At 60.7% G+C, this 16,208-nt stretch carries 17 protein-coding genes; 13 read left to right on the top strand and 4 right to left on the bottom strand.

From position 1 onward, the window contains the following. Positions 1–25: 25 nt before the first annotated feature. Together CKW38_RS00510 and CKW38_RS00515 are read left to right on the top strand one after the other, a co-directional pair. A complete protein-coding gene (locus tag CKW38_RS00510; protein ID WP_007910854.1) occupies positions 26–511 on the top strand; it encodes a flavin reductase family protein in 486 nt (161 codons plus the stop codon). 152 nt (positions 512–663) lie between these two features. Continuing rightward, a complete protein-coding gene (locus CKW38_RS00515; RefSeq protein ID WP_007910852.1) occupies positions 664–1,707 on the top strand; it encodes an LLM class flavin-dependent oxidoreductase in 1,044 nt (347 codons plus the stop codon). A 71-nt stretch (positions 1,708–1,778) separates the two neighbouring features. On the opposite strand, the gene CKW38_RS00520 is transcribed toward CKW38_RS00515, so the two are convergent. Next, positions 1,779–2,228: a helix-turn-helix domain-containing protein gene (locus CKW38_RS00520; protein ID WP_095111481.1), complete on the bottom strand. Its 450-nt coding sequence runs from the start codon at positions 2,226–2,228 to the stop codon at positions 1,779–1,781. A 180-nt stretch (positions 2,229–2,408) separates the two neighbouring features. Here CKW38_RS00520 and CKW38_RS00525 point away from each other — a divergent pair, with 180 nt between their 5' ends. The 6 genes from CKW38_RS00525 to argE all read left to right on the top strand — a co-directional run bounded on the left by CKW38_RS00525 (position 2,409) and on the right by argE (position 7,536). Then, on the top strand, positions 2,409–3,227 hold the full coding sequence (locus CKW38_RS00525) for an alpha/beta fold hydrolase (RefSeq protein ID WP_095111482.1): 819 nt from the start codon (positions 2,409–2,411) through the stop codon (positions 3,225–3,227). Positions 3,228–3,290: 63 nt separating this feature from the next. Next, positions 3,291–3,557 carry a DUF4880 domain-containing protein gene (locus CKW38_RS30525; protein WP_007910846.1) on the top strand — a complete coding sequence of 89 codons (267 nt, stop codon included), beginning with the start codon at positions 3,291–3,293 and terminating at the stop codon, positions 3,555–3,557. Between the two features lie 207 nt (positions 3,558–3,764). Continuing rightward, positions 3,765–5,084: an NAD(P)/FAD-dependent oxidoreductase gene (locus tag CKW38_RS00535; protein WP_095111483.1), complete on the top strand. Its 1,320-nt coding sequence runs from the start codon at positions 3,765–3,767 to the stop codon at positions 5,082–5,084. 58 nt (positions 5,085–5,142) lie between these two features. Continuing rightward, positions 5,143–5,559 (top strand): RidA family protein, encoded by a 417-nt coding sequence (locus CKW38_RS00540; RefSeq protein ID WP_007910844.1) that lies wholly within the window; start codon positions 5,143–5,145, stop codon positions 5,557–5,559. A 154-nt stretch (positions 5,560–5,713) separates the two neighbouring features. Continuing rightward, positions 5,714–6,391, top strand: a complete 678-nt coding sequence (locus CKW38_RS00545) for a DUF1028 domain-containing protein (protein ID WP_095111484.1) — start codon at positions 5,714–5,716, stop codon at positions 6,389–6,391. Then, positions 6,388–7,536, top strand: a complete 1,149-nt coding sequence (gene argE / locus CKW38_RS00550; protein WP_095111485.1) for an acetylornithine deacetylase — start codon at positions 6,388–6,390, stop codon at positions 7,534–7,536. The genes CKW38_RS00545 and argE overlap by 4 nt, the downstream gene beginning before the upstream one ends. Before the next feature lie 18 nt (positions 7,537–7,554). Here argE and CKW38_RS00555 read toward each other — a convergent pair whose 3' ends face one another. Further along, positions 7,555–8,466 (bottom strand): LysR family transcriptional regulator, encoded by a 912-nt coding sequence (locus CKW38_RS00555; protein WP_095111486.1) that lies wholly within the window; start codon positions 8,464–8,466, stop codon positions 7,555–7,557. A gap of 235 nt (positions 8,467–8,701) precedes the next feature. Here CKW38_RS00555 and CKW38_RS00560 point away from each other — a divergent pair, with 235 nt between their 5' ends. Together CKW38_RS00560 and CKW38_RS00565 are read left to right on the top strand one after the other, a co-directional pair. After that, entirely contained in the window at positions 8,702–10,117 is a 1,416-nt protein-coding gene (locus CKW38_RS00560; protein ID WP_095111487.1) for a cytosine permease, read from the top strand. 99 nt (positions 10,118–10,216) lie between these two features. Continuing rightward, entirely contained in the window at positions 10,217–10,840 is a 624-nt protein-coding gene (locus CKW38_RS00565) for a glutathione S-transferase family protein (RefSeq protein ID WP_007910836.1), read from the top strand. A 6-nt stretch (positions 10,841–10,846) separates the two neighbouring features. On the opposite strand, the gene CKW38_RS00570 is transcribed toward CKW38_RS00565, so the two are convergent. Then, entirely contained in the window at positions 10,847–11,344 is a 498-nt protein-coding gene (locus CKW38_RS00570) for a helix-turn-helix domain-containing protein (RefSeq protein ID WP_095111488.1), read from the bottom strand. Positions 11,345–11,442: 98 nt separating this feature from the next. Between CKW38_RS00570 and CKW38_RS00575 the strand changes: the two genes are divergently transcribed. Beyond that, positions 11,443–12,081: an isochorismatase family cysteine hydrolase gene (locus tag CKW38_RS00575; protein WP_095111489.1), complete on the top strand. Its 639-nt coding sequence runs from the start codon at positions 11,443–11,445 to the stop codon at positions 12,079–12,081. Further along, positions 12,078–13,643: an aldehyde dehydrogenase (NADP(+)) gene (locus CKW38_RS00580; protein ID WP_095111490.1), complete on the top strand. Its 1,566-nt coding sequence runs from the start codon at positions 12,078–12,080 to the stop codon at positions 13,641–13,643. Before CKW38_RS00575 ends, CKW38_RS00580 begins: the two co-directional genes overlap by 4 nt. 27 nt (positions 13,644–13,670) lie before the next feature. Here the strand turns inward: CKW38_RS00580 and CKW38_RS00585 are convergent, their stop codons facing one another. Beyond that, positions 13,671–14,549, bottom strand: coding sequence for a LysR family transcriptional regulator (locus CKW38_RS00585; protein WP_007910829.1), 879 nt, complete (start codon positions 14,547–14,549; stop codon positions 13,671–13,673). 103 nt (positions 14,550–14,652) lie between these two features. Here CKW38_RS00585 and CKW38_RS00590 point away from each other — a divergent pair, with 103 nt between their 5' ends. Further along, positions 14,653–16,044 carry an aldehyde dehydrogenase family protein gene (locus CKW38_RS00590; protein WP_095111491.1) on the top strand — a complete coding sequence of 464 codons (1,392 nt, stop codon included), beginning with the start codon at positions 14,653–14,655 and terminating at the stop codon, positions 16,042–16,044. The last annotated feature ends 164 nt before the right edge of the window (positions 16,045–16,208 follow it).

The raw sequence follows: 16,208 nt of genomic DNA on the forward strand, positions 1-16,208 counted from the left end.
CAGCACCACACCCGAGGACCGACCAATGATCGATGCCGCCATCTACAAACAAGTCATGGGCTCGTTCCCGTCCGGCGTAACCGTTATTACCACCCTGGACGATGACGGTCAGATTGTCGGCCTGACTGCCAGTGCGTTCAGCTCGCTGTCGATGGACCCGGCGCTGGTGCTGTTCTGCCCCAACTACAGCTCTGATTCCTACCCGGTACTGATCAAGAACAAGCGTTTTGCGATCCACGTTCTGTCCGGCGGCCAGCAAAGCGAAGCCTATGCCTTCGCCCGCAAAGGCAAAGACAAGGCGCAAGGCATCGAATGGACCTTGAGCGAACTGGGCAACCCGATCCTCGCCAACGCGACGGCTATCATCGAATGTGAACTGTGGCGCGAATACGAAGGCGGCGACCACGCCATCATGGTCGGCGCGGTGAAGAATCTGATCGTCCCCGAGCAAATTAGCGGGCCGCTGGTGTACTGCCACGGCAAGATGGGCGCCCTGCCCGTCCTGGCCTGATCGTCAGCCCCGCACAATTCAACTGTAGGAGTGAGCCTGCTCGCGATAGCGATTTATCCGATGTCGATGTTTTTTCTGACACACCGCCATCGCGAGCAGGCTCACTCCTACAAGTTTTGTAGCCTCAACAACAAAAAATCCGAGGAAGCGTCATGAAATTTTCCCTGTTCATCCACATGGAACGCTGGGACGAAAGCGTCAGCCACCGCCAACTGTTCGAAGACCTCACGGAACTGACCCTGATGGCCGAGGCCGGCGGTTTCAGCACCGTGTGGATCGGCGAACACCACGCGATGGAATACACCATCTCGCCAAGCCCGATGCCACTGCTCGCCTACCTCGCCGCCAAGACCACCACCATCCACCTCGGCGCCGGCACCATCATCGCGCCGTTCTGGCACCCGTTGCGGGTAGCCGGTGAATGCGCGTTGCTCGACGTGATCAGCAACGGTCGCATGGAAGTCGGCCTGGCCCGTGGCGCCTATCAGGTTGAATTCGATCGTATGGCCGGCGGCATGCCTGCCTCCAGCGGCGGCCAGGCATTGCGCGAAATGGTCCCGGTGGTCCGCGCCCTGTGGCAAGGCGATTACGCCCACGACGGCGACATCTGGAAATTCCCCACCTCGACCAGCGTGCCGAAGCCGATCCAGAAGCCGAATCCGCCGATGTGGATCGCCGCCCGCGACCCGGATTCGCACAACTTCGCCGTGGCCAACGGCTGTAACGTAATGGTCACGCCGCTGATGAAGGGCGACGAAGAAGTTCTCGACCTGAAGAACAAGTTCCAGACCGCACTGGATAACAACCCAGACGTGCCGCGTCCGCAATTGATGGTGCTGCGCCACACCCACGTGCACACCGCTGATAATCCGGACGGCTGGAAAGTCGGCGCGAAAGCGATCTCGCGTTTCTACCGCACCTTCGATGCGTGGTTCGGCAACAAGCAAACCCCGGTCAATGGCTTCCTCGCGCCAAGCCCGGAAGAGAAGTTTGCCGGGCGTCCGGAATTTGAGCTGGAGAGCCTGCACAAGACGGCGATGATTGGTACGCCCGAAGAGATCATTCCGCGGATCAAGTACTACCAGGAACTGGGGGTAGATGAGTTCAGTTTCTGGTGTGACAACAGCTTGCCGCATGAAGAGAAGAAGAAATCGCTGGAGCTGTTTATCAAGCATGTGGTGCCGGCGTTTCGCTAAGTAACCTGGCATCGGAAAGACTTGAAACACGTCATCTGTGGCGAGGGGGCAAGCTCCCTCGCCACACTGAATCAGTGTTCTACGCCAAGCCGCGTCGCCACATCTGCGGGGCCAAGCGTTCGGCCATCGGCAGACTGCAATTCCAGCTTGCGAATGGGCTGGCGGTCCCTTGCATCGACCATCACCGAACCTGGCTCACCCGGCCCATACATGAACTCTCCCCCCCACTGCGATAGCGCAACGATCACGGTCTGCAAGGCTTTGCCGCGCTCTGTCAGCACGTATTCCTTATAGGCACCGCCATCAGCAGCCGGCGCGGTTTGCAGGATGCCCTGCTCCACCAGCCCCTTTAAGCGCGCGCTGAGCATGTTTTTTGCGATATCCAGACTCTTCTGAAAATCATTGAAACGGCGAATTCCGTCCAGCGCATCGCGGATGATCAGTAGTGACCACCAGTCGCCGATCAGGTCCAGCGTGCGGGCAACGGGGCAGGCGTTGCCCTGCAAACTTTTGCGTTTCACTTAGACGTACTCCCTCGTATCAGTGGCCGACCGTGCGGCTTTGGGTTGCATCATACAACTCTGCAGCAGATCCACGACTGTACCGACGCAAAACCAGCACCTGCATACAAGTAGCCGGCGCGCTTTGCGCTGATAGTGAATGCCGCCATTTCGGCACTGAACCCCGAAGCAGGAGTTTCCATGAGTACATTCACCACGCAAGACGGTACCGAGATTTACTACAAGGATTGGGGCAGCGGCAAACCCGTGCTGTTCAGCCATGGCTGGCCGCTGGATGCCGACATGTGGGAATACCAGATGGAATACCTGAGCAGCCGTGGCTTTCGCACCATTGCGTTCGATCGCCGTGGTTTCGGCCGTTCCGACCAGCCGTGGACCGGTTACGACTACGACACCTTCGCCGATGACATCGCGCAGCTGATCAATCATCTGGACCTGCGCGACGTGACCCTGGTCGGCTTCTCCATGGGCGGCGGCGACGTCAGCCGCTACATCGCCCGGCATGGCAGTGAGCGGGTTGCCGGTCTGGTGTTGTTGGGCGCGGTGACGCCACTGTTCGGCAAGAAAGCCGACTTTCCACAGGGCGTCGACACCTCGGTGTTCGATGGCATCAAGGCCGGCCTGCTGCAGGATCGCGCGCAGTTCATCGCCGATTTCGCTGCGCCGTTCTATGGCACCAACCAAGGCCAGAAAGTCTCTGCCGGCGTGCTCACGCAAACCCTGAATGTCGCCCTGCTGGCGTCACTCAAAGGCACGGTGGATTGCGTTACCGCATTCTCGGAAACCGACTTCCGCCCGGACATGGCCAAAATCGATGTGCCGACGCTAGTGATCCATGGCGACGGCGATCAGATCGTGCCGTTCGAAACCACCGGCAAACAGGCTGCCGCACAAATCAAAGGCGCCGAGTTGAAGGTCTACGCAGGAGCGCCACATGGCTTTGCGGTGACCCATGCGCAGGCGTTGAATGAGGATTTGCTAGCGTTTCTCAAACGCTGAAAATTCGCCATTAAAAAAGTCCGTCGGCATCGGCTTGACGGACTTTTTTGTTACCCTCGTCAAATGACCCCTTCCGACCTCAACGCAATGGACGAAGACATCTCTGTGCAAGCCGCCGATTGGTGCATGCGTCTGCACGATGACGATTGTCCGCCGGCTGTCCGCCAGGATTTCCAGCGCTGGATAGAGGTCGACCCGCGCCACGCTTTCGAATACGCCAAAATGCTCGAGATCTGGGATCTCAGCGGCCAATTGCCGGATGAACCCGAGACGGCGAAAAAACTCCTCACCGCTCATGGGGTAGCGCCTGAGCGCAAGCGTGAAATCTAGCCGCCAGGTTTTGCCCTTCCCTTCCCGCGGCCAGAGCTGCAGCCCGCATTGTTAAAGGCTTTCGCCGCTCTGCATCAGAATTTTATCTTCACATCCCAGCTTAATAATATTTTACCGATATCCCCCCTCTCCCTAGTCTGACCTCAAGCCAAACGGACAAGCCAACAGCGGCCCGAATCCCACTGCCTTGCTAGGAAGGATGTAGAGATGACCCCTGAAATAATAAAAACAGACACGCTGATCGTGGGTGCCGGCCAAGCGGGCGTGGCCATGAGCGAGCACCTGAGCAAACTCGGTGTGCCGCACCTGGTGCTGGAGCGCAATCGCATTGCCGAACGCTGGCGCACCGGGCGCTGGGACTCGCTGGTTGCCAACGGCCCGGCGTGGCACGACCGCTTCCCTGGCCTGGAATTCGATGACGTCGATCCCGACGGATTTGCCCCGAAAGAACGTGTGGCGGATTACTTCGAAGCCTATGCGAAGAAATTCAATGCGCCGATCCGCACCGGCGTTGAGGTGAAAAGCGTGGTGCGCAATGTCGGTCGCCCGGGTTTCACCGTCGAGACATCCGAAGGTGTGATCGAAGCCAACCGCGTGGTCGCCGCGACTGGCCCGTTCCAGAAACCGGTGATCCCGGCGATTGCTCCGCAAGACCAACGTCTGTTGCAGATACATTCCGCTGATTATCGCAACCCGCAGCAACTGCCGGCAGGCGCAGTGCTGGTGGTCGGCGCCGGTTCTTCCGGGGTGCAGATCGCCGATGAACTGCAACGTTCCGGCACGCAGGTTTACCTGTCGGTCGGCGCCCATGACCGCCCGCCTCGCGCTTATCGCAACCGGGATTTCTGCTGGTGGCTGGGCGTGCTCGGCGAATGGGATCAGGCGGCGATGAAACCGGGGCGCGAGCACGTGACCATCGCCGTCAGCGGCGCCCATGGCGGTCGCACCATCGATTTCCGTGGTCTGGCCCATCGCGGCATGACCCTGGTCGGCGTCACCGAATCATTCAATAACGGCGTGGTGACCTTCAAGCAGGATCTGCTCGGCAACCTCACTCGCGGCGACGAAAATTATCTGGCGTTGCTGGATGCCGCCGATGCCTACATCGAGCGCAACGGCCTCGACCTGCCGGAAGAACCGGAGGCGCGCGAAACCTATCCGGACCCTGAGTGCGTGAAGAATCCGCTGGCCGATCTGGATCTGGCCAAGGCTGGCGTCACCTCGATTATCTGGGCCACCGGGTTCGCCGTGGATTACTCGTGGTTGCAGGTCGCGGCGTTCGATGACAAGGGCAAGCCTGTGCATCAACGCGGCGTGTCGAGCGAACCGGGGGTGTATTTCCTCGGGCTGCCGTGGCAGTCACGCCGGGGGTCGTCGTTCATCTGGGGTGTGTGGCACGACGCCAAGCATGTTGCCGATCACATCGCCACCCAGCGCAAGTATCTGGATTACCGCGATGCCGAGCAGCGTGAAGCCGCACTGCATTCGAGCAGCCACAACAAAGCCGCCGATACCGTCGACGCTTGATTGCCTTTTTTCGCTCCGGCGCCGATTGCGCCGGGCCAACCTTCTTCAGGAGCCTTTCATGAGCCAGCCCACCCACACTCGCATCCGCATGTTCAACACCAAAGACACCTACCCCAACCAGACGCTGGACAACGATCTGTGCCAAGCCGTGCGCGCCGGCAACACCGTGTATGTGCGCGGTCAGGTCGGCACGGATTTCGACGGCAATCTGGTCGGTCTCGGCGACCCGCGCGCGCAGGCTGAACAAGCGATGCGCAACGTCAAGCAACTGCTGGAAGAAGCCGGCAGCGACATGAGCCACATCGTCAAAACCACCACTTACTTGATCGACCCGCGTTATCGCGAGGCGGTGTATGGCGAAGTCGGCAAATGGCTCAAGGGTGTATTCCCGATCTCCACCGGGTTGGTGGTGTCGGCACTGGGGCAGCCGCAGTGGCTGATGGAGATTGATGTGATTGCGGTGATTCCTGAGTAAGGCATCACACCGCGTTATGGCCATCGCTGGCAAGCCAGCTCCCACAGGTATCGGGTTGATCACAACATCTGGGCTTAACTCAAAACCCTGTGGGAGCTGGCTTGCCAGCGATGAGGCCCTCAAGGACAACATCTTCCTAGAAAGGAATAAGCAGATGACCTTTTCAATCACAGCCCGCTGCGCCGAAACCGGCCAGTTCGGTGTCGCCATCAGCTCCTCCAGCATCGCCGTCGGCGCCCGCTGTCCGTGGCTGCTGCCGGGGGTCGGCGCGGTGTCGAGCCAGAACATCACCCTGCCGTCCCTCGGCCCGGAAGTCCTTGCGCTGATGGAGCAAGGTTTGACGCCGGACGATGCGCTGGACAAAGTCCTCACCCGCAACGGCTACAGCCAGTACCGCCAGATCACCGCGATCAACCACCTTGGCCAGACCGCGTATTTCAGCGGTGCGCAAACCCTCGGCGTGCACAACGCCGTGACCGGCGAACAGTGCGTCGCCGCCGGCAACATGCTCGCTGGGCGTTCGGTCATCGAAGCGATGGTCAGCGCCTTCGAGGATGGCGAAGGTCAACTGGCTGATCGCCTGCTCAAAGCCCTGCACGCCGCACAAGCGCTCGGCGGTGAAGCCGGCCCGGTGCATTCGGCCGCCGTTGTGGTGGTCGGCGAGCAGACCTGGCCGATCGTCAACCTGCGCGTGGATTGGGCCGATGAAGACCCGATCGGCCAGCTGCAAAAACTCTGGAACGCTTACGAGCCGCAGCTTCAGGACTACATCGACCGCGCCCTCGATCCGGCCAAGGCACCGGGTTATGGCGTGGCCGGGGATGATCGATGAACAGTGTCGAGTTGCTCAAGGCGCTGGTGGCGTTCGACACCACCAGCCGAGAATCCAACTTGCAGCTGATCGAATTCGTCCGCGATTACCTCGAAGGTTTCGACGTCCCGAGTGCGCTGATTTACAACGACGAGCGCAGCAAAGCCAACCTGTTCGCCACGATCGGCCCGGTGGATCAACCGGGCATCGTGCTGTCCGGGCACACCGATGTGGTGCCGGTCGATGGCCAGCCGTGGACGCTGCCGCCGTTCGAACTGACCGAACGCGACGGCAAGGTGTTTGGGCGTGGTACCGCAGACATGAAGGGTTATATCGCCTGCGTGCTGGCCTTGGTGCCGTTGCTGGTTAAAACGCCGCTGCGCCTGCCGGTGCACATTGCCCTGTCTTACGACGAAGAGGTTGGCTGCCTCGGCGTGCGCTCATTGCTCAAGGTCTTGCAGCAACGCCCGATCAAGCCATTGTTGTGCATCATCGGCGAACCGACCGAACTGAAACCGGTGCTTGGCCACAAAGGCAAACTGGCAATGCGCTGCGACGTGCACGGCCATCCGTGCCATTCGGCGTACGCGCCGCTCGGCGTCAATGCGATTGAATACGCCGCCGAACTGATCGCTGAGCTGGGTCGTCTCGGTCAGCAACTGAAAGCGCCGGAGCATCACGATGCGCGCTTCGACCCGCCCTACAGCACGGTGCAAACCGGGGTGATCAGCGGCGGCAAGGCCTTGAACATCGTGCCCGCCGATTGCCGTTTCGATTTCGAAATCCGCGCCCTGCCCTCGCAGGATCCGGCGCTCGTTGCCGAAGCGCTGCAAACCTATGCTGAACGCGAAGTGCTGCCGCGTATGCGCGCGGTCAGTGCGCAGAGTGATATCCGCTTCAGCGCCTTGTCGGCGTATCCGGGATTGGCCACCGATGCACAAAGTCAGGCCGCCGAGCTGATTTCAGTGTTCTGCGGTTCAAAGGATTTCGGCACTGTAGCGTTTGGTACCGAAGGCGGACTGTTTGATACCGTAGGGATTCCCACGGTGGTCTGCGGCCCCGGCAGCATGGATCAGGGCCACAAACCCGACGAGTTTGTCGCCCTCGAACAGTTGCAGGCGTGCGATGCCATGCTGCAACGGATGCTGGCGTTTATCAGCCTCTGACCAGCGGCTCGACGGCACTCACGAGTGCAGTCGGGCCATTTCTACGCGGCAATGGTCAACAAACAACTGCACCGGTTTGGTCAGTTGCACCCGCCGCAACCAGGCCGCCGACAAGCCCGACCCGGTGACGTTTTCCGCCAGCGGCACACAGACGACTTGCTGGCCGTCGTAGGTGTAGTCGCTGAACGGTTTGGTCACCAGAATCGAGAAGCCGAAACCGTTGCCGACCATGCCGCGCACCATCTCGATCGATGGCGAGCTGAAGACGATGTTCGGCGTCAGCCCGCGCTCTTCGAAGATGCTCACGAAATAGGTGCGGCTCGGCACCACGTCGAGCAGAATCATCGGTTCCAGCACCAGATCATGCAGCGAGACTTTCGCCTGTTGCGCAAAGCGATGGCTGGCCGGCAGCAACGCATAAGGCTGCTGCGGCGGCATCAGCGGCGTGGTTTCAATGGTGCTGTCCAGATCGTGCTCGAACATCATCGCGACGTCGATGCTGCCAGCGGTCAGAGCCTGCACCAGCTCTTGTTGCTCGCCATCACGAATGCGGATTTCCACCCCCGGCCAGCGCGCCTTGAACCCGGCGATCAGGCGCGGCAGGTACAGCGGCGCGACGGTTTCGAAGCAGCCGATATCGATCTGCCCCGCGACCACATCATTGTCGGCCAGGGCGTTCTGCTCAAACTCATGGGCCACCCGCAGCAGTTCCAGCGCCTTGCGATAAAACCGCGAACCGCTGGGCGTCAGAGAGACGCCTTGGGCGTGATGGCGAATGAACAACTGCACGCCGAAACTTTCTTCCAGATGCTTGATGGCCGTGGAGACCGATGGTTGCGCGATGTAGAGCTTGCGCGAGGCTTCGGCGACGCTGCCGCAATCAGCCGTGGTGACGAAATATTTGAGCTGGCGCAGGTTGTAGGCGGCCATGTGAGTCTCCCAAAGAGCGCGGGTGTTCGCCCTGTTTCCCTGGCGCACGATCAAGCTTGAACATACCGGACGCCGGCGCCAGCCGAAGCATATTTTTTTTAAGGTCTGAAGCAACAAACTTACTAATTTATCTATGCCGATGCTTTGCACATGATCACTTCAACAAGAAATGCGCCGCCCGTGCCGGCGCTTGCCGAAGTACGTCCACGTACTCATCCTTGCCTTGGAGTTCGTCATGGCTACCCCTGCAGCATCCTCCGCTCCGCTGATTGAAAAACACACGATAGGCTACGTGCCCCCCGAAGATCGCCACGGAAAGGTCAGGGATCTGTTCACGCTCTGGTTCGGCGGCAACATCGCACCGTTGCCCATCGTTACCGGTGCACTGGGCGTGCAGTTGTTTCACTTGAATCTGCTCTGGGGCATCGTCGCGATTCTCGTCGGCCATCTGGTCGGCGGCGTGCTGATGGCGCTGCACTCGGCGCAAGGCCCGCAGATGGGCATCCCGCAGATGATCCAGAGCCGCGCGCAGTTCGGCTCCCTCGGCGCATTGCTGGTGGTGTTGATTGCCGGCGTCATGTACATCGGCTTTTTCGCTTCCAATATCGTGCTGGCCGGCAAATCGCTGCACGGTGTGGTCGACAGCGTTCCAGTGCCCGTCGGCATCGTCATTGGCGCAGTCGGCTCGGGGATCATCGGCATCATCGGCTACCGTTTTATCCACGTGCTCAATCGCATCGGCACCTGGGTGCTGGGGATCGGCATCGTCGTCGGTTTCGGCTACATCTTCACTCACATCCAGACTGACGACTTCCTCACCCGGGGCAGTTTCAACCTCTCCGGTTGGCTGGCCACCGTGTCGCTGGCGGCGCTGTGGCAGATCGCGTTCGCGCCGTACGTGTCCGACTATTCGCGTTACTTGCCAGCGGACGTAAAAGTCTCGTCGACATTCTGGACGACCTATCTGGGTTCAGCGCTGGGTTCGAGTCTGGCGTTCATCTTCGGTGCCGTCGCCGTGCTGGCAACCCCGGTGGGCATGGACACCATGGACGCGGTCAAACTCGCCACCGGTTCCATCGGCCCGCTGATGCTGGTGCTGTTCCTGCTCAGCGTGATCAGCCACAACGCCCTCAACCTGTACGGCGCGGTGCTGTCACTGATCACTCTGGTGCAGACCTTCGCCTACCGCTGGATCCCCACCGCCAAGAGCCGCGCAGTGATCTCGATTATCGTGCTGCTGGCCTGCTGCTTTGCCGCCGTGGGCGCCTCGAAAGATTTCATCGGCCACTTCGTCGACATGGTGCTGGTGTTGCTGGTAGTGCTGGTGCCGTGGACGGCGATCAACCTGATCGACTTCTACGCCATCCACAAAGGCCAGTACGACATCCTGTCGATCTTCCAGGTCGACGGCGGCATCTACGGGCGCTACAACCCGCAGGCGTTGCTGGCTTACGCGATCGGCATCGCCGTGCAAATTCCGTTCATGAACACGCCGCTGTACGTCGGCCCGGTGTCGGCGCACATCAACGGTGCGGATCTGTCCTGGCTGGTGGGACTGCTGGTGACCTCGCCGCTGTATTTCTGGCTGGCCAACCGCGACACGTCTTATCGTCGGCGGATGATGGGCGGGAAACTGGCGAGCAGTCTGTGAGATTGATGCGCTGAAAAAGAAGGCCCGCACTGTGCGGGCCTTCTCCGTTACGCTGTGGTATTTCTGTAGGTCTGACGACAATTGGGTAAGGGACATCCAATGCTGCGAATACTCGGTAAAGCCTCATCGATCAACGTGCGCAAAGTGCTGTGGACTTGCGCTGAATTGCACATTCCTTTCGAGCGCGAAGACTGGGGGTCGGGCTTCAAATCGACCAACGATTCGGCGTTTCTCGCGCTCAATCCCTGCGCCATGGTGCCGGTGATTCAGGACGGTGATTTCACGCTGTGGGAATCGAACACGATCATTCGTTATCTGGCCGCACGGTATGACGGTTCGCACCTCTATCCGACTGACGCGCAAACCCGGGCGCGGATCGATCAGTGGATCGACTGGCAGGCGTCGGAGCTGAATCGCTCGTGGTCGTACGCCTTCATGTCGCTGGTGCGCCAGTCGCCCGACTATCAGGACAATGCCGCGCTGGCGAACGGCATTGAGCAATGGTCGAAGACCATGGCCATCCTCGACCGGCAACTGGAAAAGACCGGCGCCTACGTCAGCGGCGAACAGTTTTCCCTGGCGGACATTCCCATCGGACTGTCGGTGAACCGCTGGTTCGAAACCCCACTGGCTCACCCGGATTTTGCCGCGGTGAAAGCCTATTACGAGCGCTTGAGCCTGCGTCCCGGCTACTTGCTGCACGGTCGCAACGGCACGCCGTGATCGAGCTTATTTGCCTTTGAACGCCTCACGCCGCGCCTGCCGTTCGGCGGCGTAGGCTGCTTGTGGCTGACTGATCAGATCCTCCCGACGCAACGGTTCGCCGCAGTGCTCGCACAGCGGCCCGAGGCCGGCGTCGTGGTTGCAGTTTTTGTGGGTCATGTTCACTGCAAGCCCCTCTTCCGGTGTTTTGCACCAGGTTTCTCCCCACGCCCGCAACGCAATGATCACCGGATAGAACGCCTCGCCCTTCGCGGTGAGGTGGTACTCGTAGCGTTTCGGTCGCTCGTTGTACAAGCGGCGCTCGACCAGCCCATCCGCTTCCAGACATTTCAGACGCGCGGCGACCATTTGCGGCGTACCGCCGGTCTGCGCCTGAATCTCGTCATAGCGATGATTGGCCATGAACAACTCGCGCAAAACCAGCACCGTCCAGCGGTCGCCGACGATCGTTTCGGCCCGGGAAATCGGGCACAGCGTGTCGGGAAGACTATCGTTTACTGCCATCAGGGCTTGCCTCTTTTACAGTTACTATGATTATCATATCTACAAGATGCCGGGACAAGCCCTGTGCACCGATAATCCCATTGCCGGAGCAAGCCGCCATGTCGAATACCGCCTACCCGCTGGACAGTACCGCCTATCTGCTGGTCGATCCATACAACGATTTTCTTTCGGACGGTGGCAAGATTTTCCCTTTGATCAAACCGATGGCTGAACAGAACGGCCTGCTCGACAACCTGCGCAAACTCGACCGCACGGTGCGCGAGCTGAACATTCCGGTGGTCATCGTACCCCATCACCGCTGGGAAAAAGGCGACTACGAAAACTGGGATCACCCGACTCCCACGCAATGCAAAATCATGCACATGCATCATTTTGCCCGGGGCGAATGGGGCGGTGAATGGCACCCGGATTTTGCGCCGAAGGACGGCGATATCGTGGTTCAGGAGCACTGGGGTTCCAGCGGTTTTGCCAACACCGACCTGGATTTTCGCCTGAAGCAGCAAGGTGTCACCCACGTGATCATCGTCGGCTTGCTGGCCAACACCTGCATCGAAGCCACCGCGCGCTATGCCTCGGAACTGGGCTACCACGTCACCCTGGTCCGCGATGCAACAGCGGCCTTCAAAGCGGAAATGATGCACGCCGCCCACGAACTCAACGGCCCGACATTCGCGCACGAGATTGCCAGCACGGACGAACTGATTGCCAACCTCCAATCACAAGGTGAAGCGCAATGAATCTGACCGGCCACTTGCTGATTGGCGCGGCGGATGTCGCCGCCACCGAAGGCACGATGAAAGCCCTGAATCCGGCCACTGAACATTTGATCGAACCGGACTTCGCTTTCGGCGGTGCGGCACAGGTTGATCAGGCAGCGACACTTGCCGACGTGGCATTCGACCGCTACAGCCATACCTCGTTGGCCGAACGCGCGGCATTTCTCGAGAGCATCGCTGACAACCTCGACGCAGTACGCAGCGAACTGGCGGCACGCGCGGCACTGGAAACCGGACTGCCCGAAGCTCAGCTTGAGGGCGAAGCGTTGCGAGCCGCGACCCAGTTCCGCCAATTCGCCGATGTGGTGCGCCGGGGCCGCTTTCTGCAATTGGCCATCGACCCGGCGCAACCCGAACGTCAGCCGCGCCCACGGATGGATCATCGCCTGCAAAAAATCGCCATCGGCCCGGTGGCGATTTTCGGCGCGAGCAACTTCCCGATTGCCTATTCGGTGGCGGGCGGCGATACCGCGTCGGCACTGGCGGCCGGGGCAACGGTGATTCTCAAGGCACACAACGCGCATCCCGGTGCCTCGGAAATCCAGGCCCGCGCCATTCGTAAAGCCGTGCAGGCGCATGGCTTGCCCGAAGGTGTTTTCTCGATGGTGCGCGGTGGCGGCAATGCCATTGGCCAAGCGCTGGTCGATCATCCGCTGATCAAAGCCGTGACCTTCACTGGCTCCGAACCGGGTGGCATGGCGCTCTATCGCCGCGCGCAGTTGCGCCCTGATCCGATCCCGGTGTTCACCGAGATGACCAGCGTCAACCCGACCTTCATCCTGCCCGAGGCACTGGCGGCTCGCGGCGCCGAGATCGGTGATGGCTTTATCGAACGCATGCTGGTCAACGTCGGCCAGGCCTGTTTGTGTCCGTCGATCCTGATCGCCATCCGCGGTGCGGGGTTTGATCAGCTGCGCAACGCCATGCGCAAACGGGTCAGTGAGGCGCCGGCGCGGACGATGCTGACGCCGGGCATTCATGGTTCCTACGTCGAGGGTCTGATGGCGATGGAGCACGCCGGCGCGCAGCTGATCGCGGCAGGCATACCGGCGGATGCCACGCTCGCCGGACGTGCTGCGTTGCTGGAAATCGAGGGACACCAATTGCTCGGCGAACCAGAGTTGGCCCTCGAAGTGTTTGGTCCGTCGGCGCTATTGGTTGCTGTCAACGATGAGGCCGAGCTGCTGGCCGTCGCCCGTTCGTTCAAGGGTCAGCTCAGCGCGGCGATTCACCTTGAAAGTATCGATCTGGAAGTGGCGCGGCGCCTGCTGCCGATTCTCGAACGGCGCACCGGACGCATCGTAGTCAACGCCTTCGCCCACCCACAGGAGGTGACCTTCGCCACCGTACACGGCGGGCCGTTTCCGGCTACATCGGACAGCCGCTTCACGTCGGTCGGCATGACCTCGATCGAGCGCTTCTTGCGGCCCGTCGCGTATCAGGGGTTTCCCGATGAGTTGTTGCCAGAGGTGTTGCGCGAAGGGAATCCGCTGAATCTGCCGCGCAGCGTCGACGGGCAATAACGGCGATCCGGTGCGCGGCAGCTGCGATCAAGCATCTGCACGCACCACCCCGCGCTCTTCCAGCAAGCGCACAAACATGCTCAAACTGCGCGACACCGTGCCCCGCCGCCACACCAGCCAGGTGGTCAGATAACGAAAGTCCGCCGCCAATGGCCAGACGCTGACGGTCGCACTGCCGGGCATGCTCTGGAGCATTTTGCGCGGCATCAAGGCCAGCCCGGCACCCGCACTGACACAGGCGAGCATGCCGTGGTACGACTCCATTTCGAAGATCTTGCCCGGGACCGCCGCGTCGGTGCTGAACCATTTTTCAAAGTGGTGACGGTAGGAGCAGTTGGAGCGGAAGGCATAAATGTTCTCGCCGTTTACGTCCGCTGCGCGCTCGACGGGGGCGTGATTGATCGGGGCGATGATGACCATTTCTTCCTCGAACGCCGGCACGCCTTCCAGCGTCGGATGCAGCACCGGGCCGTCGACAAACGCTGCGGCCAGGCGCCCGGAGAGCACGCCGTCGATCATTGTGCCGGACGGCCCAGTGGACAGGTCGAGGTCGACTTTCGGGTGCAACTGGTTGTACGCCGCCAGCAATTCGGGAATGCGCACCGCCGCCGTACTTTCCAGCGAACCCAAGGGAAAAGCGCCCTGCGGTTCCTCCCCCGCCACCGTCGCCCGCGCCTCTTGCACCAGATCGAGAATGCGCCGTGCATATTCGAGAAAACTCCACCCCGCCGGCGACAGACGCAAACGGCTTTTCTCGCGAATAAACAGATCAACACCCAGATCCTGCTCAAGCTGTTTGATCCGCGTGGTCAGGTTCGACGGCACGCGATGGATCTGCGCGGCGGCGGCACTGATGCTGCCGTGCTCGGCAACCGCTTTGAAGATTTCCAGCTGCACCAGATCCATAGTCATTCTCCATTCGTGAAAGAAACGATCTTTATTATTCAGTTTCCAGAAAACAAACACCACCCTACTCTAGGCTCATCCGACGAACATGCAGGACGAAGCCATGAGCCAGATTTCCAGCCAGACCCACGCCATCTCGATCAACCCCGCCACCGGCGAGCAGATCGGCCACTACGCGTTTGAATCCGCCGCCGCCCTCGACGCCGCGCTGACCCGCGCAGCTTTCGGCTTCGGCAAATGGAAGCGCAAGCCGTTGCAGGATCGCTCGCGCTTGTTGACCGCGCTGGCCGCTGCGCTGCGTGAAACCAGCGATGCCATGGCGACGATGATCACTCAGGAAATGGGCAAGCCCATTGCTCAGGCCCGTGGCGAAATCGAAAAATGCGCCAAGCTCTGCGAGTGGTACGCCGAGAATGGCCCGGCGATGCTCGACGCTGAGCCGACCCAGGTTGAAGGCGGCAAGGCGCGCATCGAGTACCGTCCGCTCGGCCCGATCCTCGCGGTCATGCCGTGGAACTTCCCGATCTGGCAAGTGCTGCGCGGTGCCGTTCCGGCGTTGATCGCCGGCAACACTTACGTGCTCAAACATGCGCCGAACGTGATGGGCAGCGCCTATCTGTTGCGCGATGCCTTCACCCGCGCCGGTTTCGCCGAAGGTGTTTTTGAGGTGATCAACGTCACTCCGGAAGGCGTTTCCACGGCCATCGCTGACCCGCGCATTGCCGCCGTGACCCTGACCGGCAGCGTACGTGCCGGCATGGCCATCGGCGCTCAGGCCGGTGCCGCATTGAAAAAATGCGTGCTGGAACTCGGCGGCTCCGATCCGTTTATCGTGCTCAACGACGCCGATCTGGATGAAGCAGTGCAAGCCGCTGTGATCGGTCGCTACCAGAACTCCGGCCAGGTTTGCGCCGCCGCAAAACGCCTGATCATCGAAGAAGGTGTGGTCGAGGAATTTACCCGCAAGTTCGTCGAGGCTACGCGTAAGTTGAAGGTCGGCGATCCATTGTCCGCCGAGACCTACATCGGCCCGATGGCGCGTTTCGACCTGCGTGATGAACTCGACCAGCAAGTGCGCGACACCCTGGAAGAAGGCGCCACCTTGCTGCTCGGCGGCGGCAAGCCAGAAGGCCCGGGCAACTACTACGAGCCGACCGTACTGGCCGATGTCACCGACCGCATGACCTCGTTCAAACAGGAACTGTTCGGCCCGGTCGCTTCGATCATCACCGCCCGCGATTGCGCGCATGCCGTGGCCTTGGCCAACGACAGCGAGTTCGGCCTGACCGCGACCATTTACACCGCCAACGTGGCACTGGCCCAGCAACTGACCAGCGAACTGGACACCGGCGGCGTATTCATCAACGGTTACTCCGCCAGCGACCCGCGCGTGACTTTTGGCGGCGTGAAGAAGAGCGGTTTCGGTCGTGAACTGTCGCACTTCGGCGTACGCGAGTTCTGCAACGCCCAGACCGTTTGGCTGGATCGCAAATAATCCAGACACCGGAAAACCCTGTGGGAGTGAGCCTGCTCGCGATAGCGGTACATCAAGCGATGAAGATGCTGAATGCAGCGGCCCCATCGCTGGCAAGCCAGCTCCCACAATGACTGCGGTGTAACCACTGATGCTGCAGACACCCTGGAACCCTGTGGGAGCTG

It is taken from the genome of Pseudomonas sp. Irchel 3H7 (genome assembly GCF_900187605.1).
Taxonomy (GTDB): Bacteria; Pseudomonadota; Gammaproteobacteria; order Pseudomonadales; family Pseudomonadaceae; genus Aquipseudomonas.

Excerpts from the sequence above, each read along its gene's own strand:
- CKW38_RS00585 (WP_007910829.1), bottom strand. The coding sequence starts at position 14,549 with ATGGATCTGGTGCAGCTGGAAATCTTCAAAGCGGTTGCCGAGCACGGC.
- CKW38_RS00535 (WP_095111483.1), top strand. The coding sequence starts at position 3,765 with ATGACCCCTGAAATAATAAAAACAGACACGCTGATCGTGGGTGCCGGC.
- CKW38_RS00510 (WP_007910854.1), top strand. The coding sequence starts at position 26 with ATGATCGATGCCGCCATCTACAAACAAGTCATGGGCTCGTTCCCGTCC.
- CKW38_RS00590 (WP_095111491.1), top strand. The coding sequence starts at position 14,653 with ATGAGCCAGATTTCCAGCCAGACCCACGCCATCTCGATCAACCCCGCC.
- CKW38_RS00560 (WP_095111487.1), top strand. The coding sequence starts at position 8,702 with ATGGCTACCCCTGCAGCATCCTCCGCTCCGCTGATTGAAAAACACACG.
- CKW38_RS00570 (WP_095111488.1), bottom strand. The coding sequence starts at position 11,344 with ATGGCAGTAAACGATAGTCTTCCCGACACGCTGTGCCCGATTTCCCGG.
- CKW38_RS00545 (WP_095111484.1), top strand. The coding sequence starts at position 5,714 with ATGACCTTTTCAATCACAGCCCGCTGCGCCGAAACCGGCCAGTTCGGT.
- CKW38_RS00525 (WP_095111482.1), top strand. The coding sequence starts at position 2,409 with ATGAGTACATTCACCACGCAAGACGGTACCGAGATTTACTACAAGGAT.
- CKW38_RS00555 (WP_095111486.1), bottom strand. The coding sequence starts at position 8,466 with ATGGCCGCCTACAACCTGCGCCAGCTCAAATATTTCGTCACCACGGCT.
- CKW38_RS00515 (WP_007910852.1), top strand. The coding sequence starts at position 664 with ATGAAATTTTCCCTGTTCATCCACATGGAACGCTGGGACGAAAGCGTC.
- CKW38_RS00575 (WP_095111489.1), top strand. The coding sequence starts at position 11,443 with ATGTCGAATACCGCCTACCCGCTGGACAGTACCGCCTATCTGCTGGTC.
- CKW38_RS00580 (WP_095111490.1), top strand. The coding sequence starts at position 12,078 with ATGAATCTGACCGGCCACTTGCTGATTGGCGCGGCGGATGTCGCCGCC.
- CKW38_RS00565 (WP_007910836.1), top strand. The coding sequence starts at position 10,217 with ATGCTGCGAATACTCGGTAAAGCCTCATCGATCAACGTGCGCAAAGTG.
- argE (WP_095111485.1), top strand. The coding sequence starts at position 6,388 with ATGAACAGTGTCGAGTTGCTCAAGGCGCTGGTGGCGTTCGACACCACC.
- CKW38_RS00540 (WP_007910844.1), top strand. The coding sequence starts at position 5,143 with ATGAGCCAGCCCACCCACACTCGCATCCGCATGTTCAACACCAAAGAC.
- CKW38_RS30525 (WP_007910846.1), top strand. The coding sequence starts at position 3,291 with ATGACCCCTTCCGACCTCAACGCAATGGACGAAGACATCTCTGTGCAA.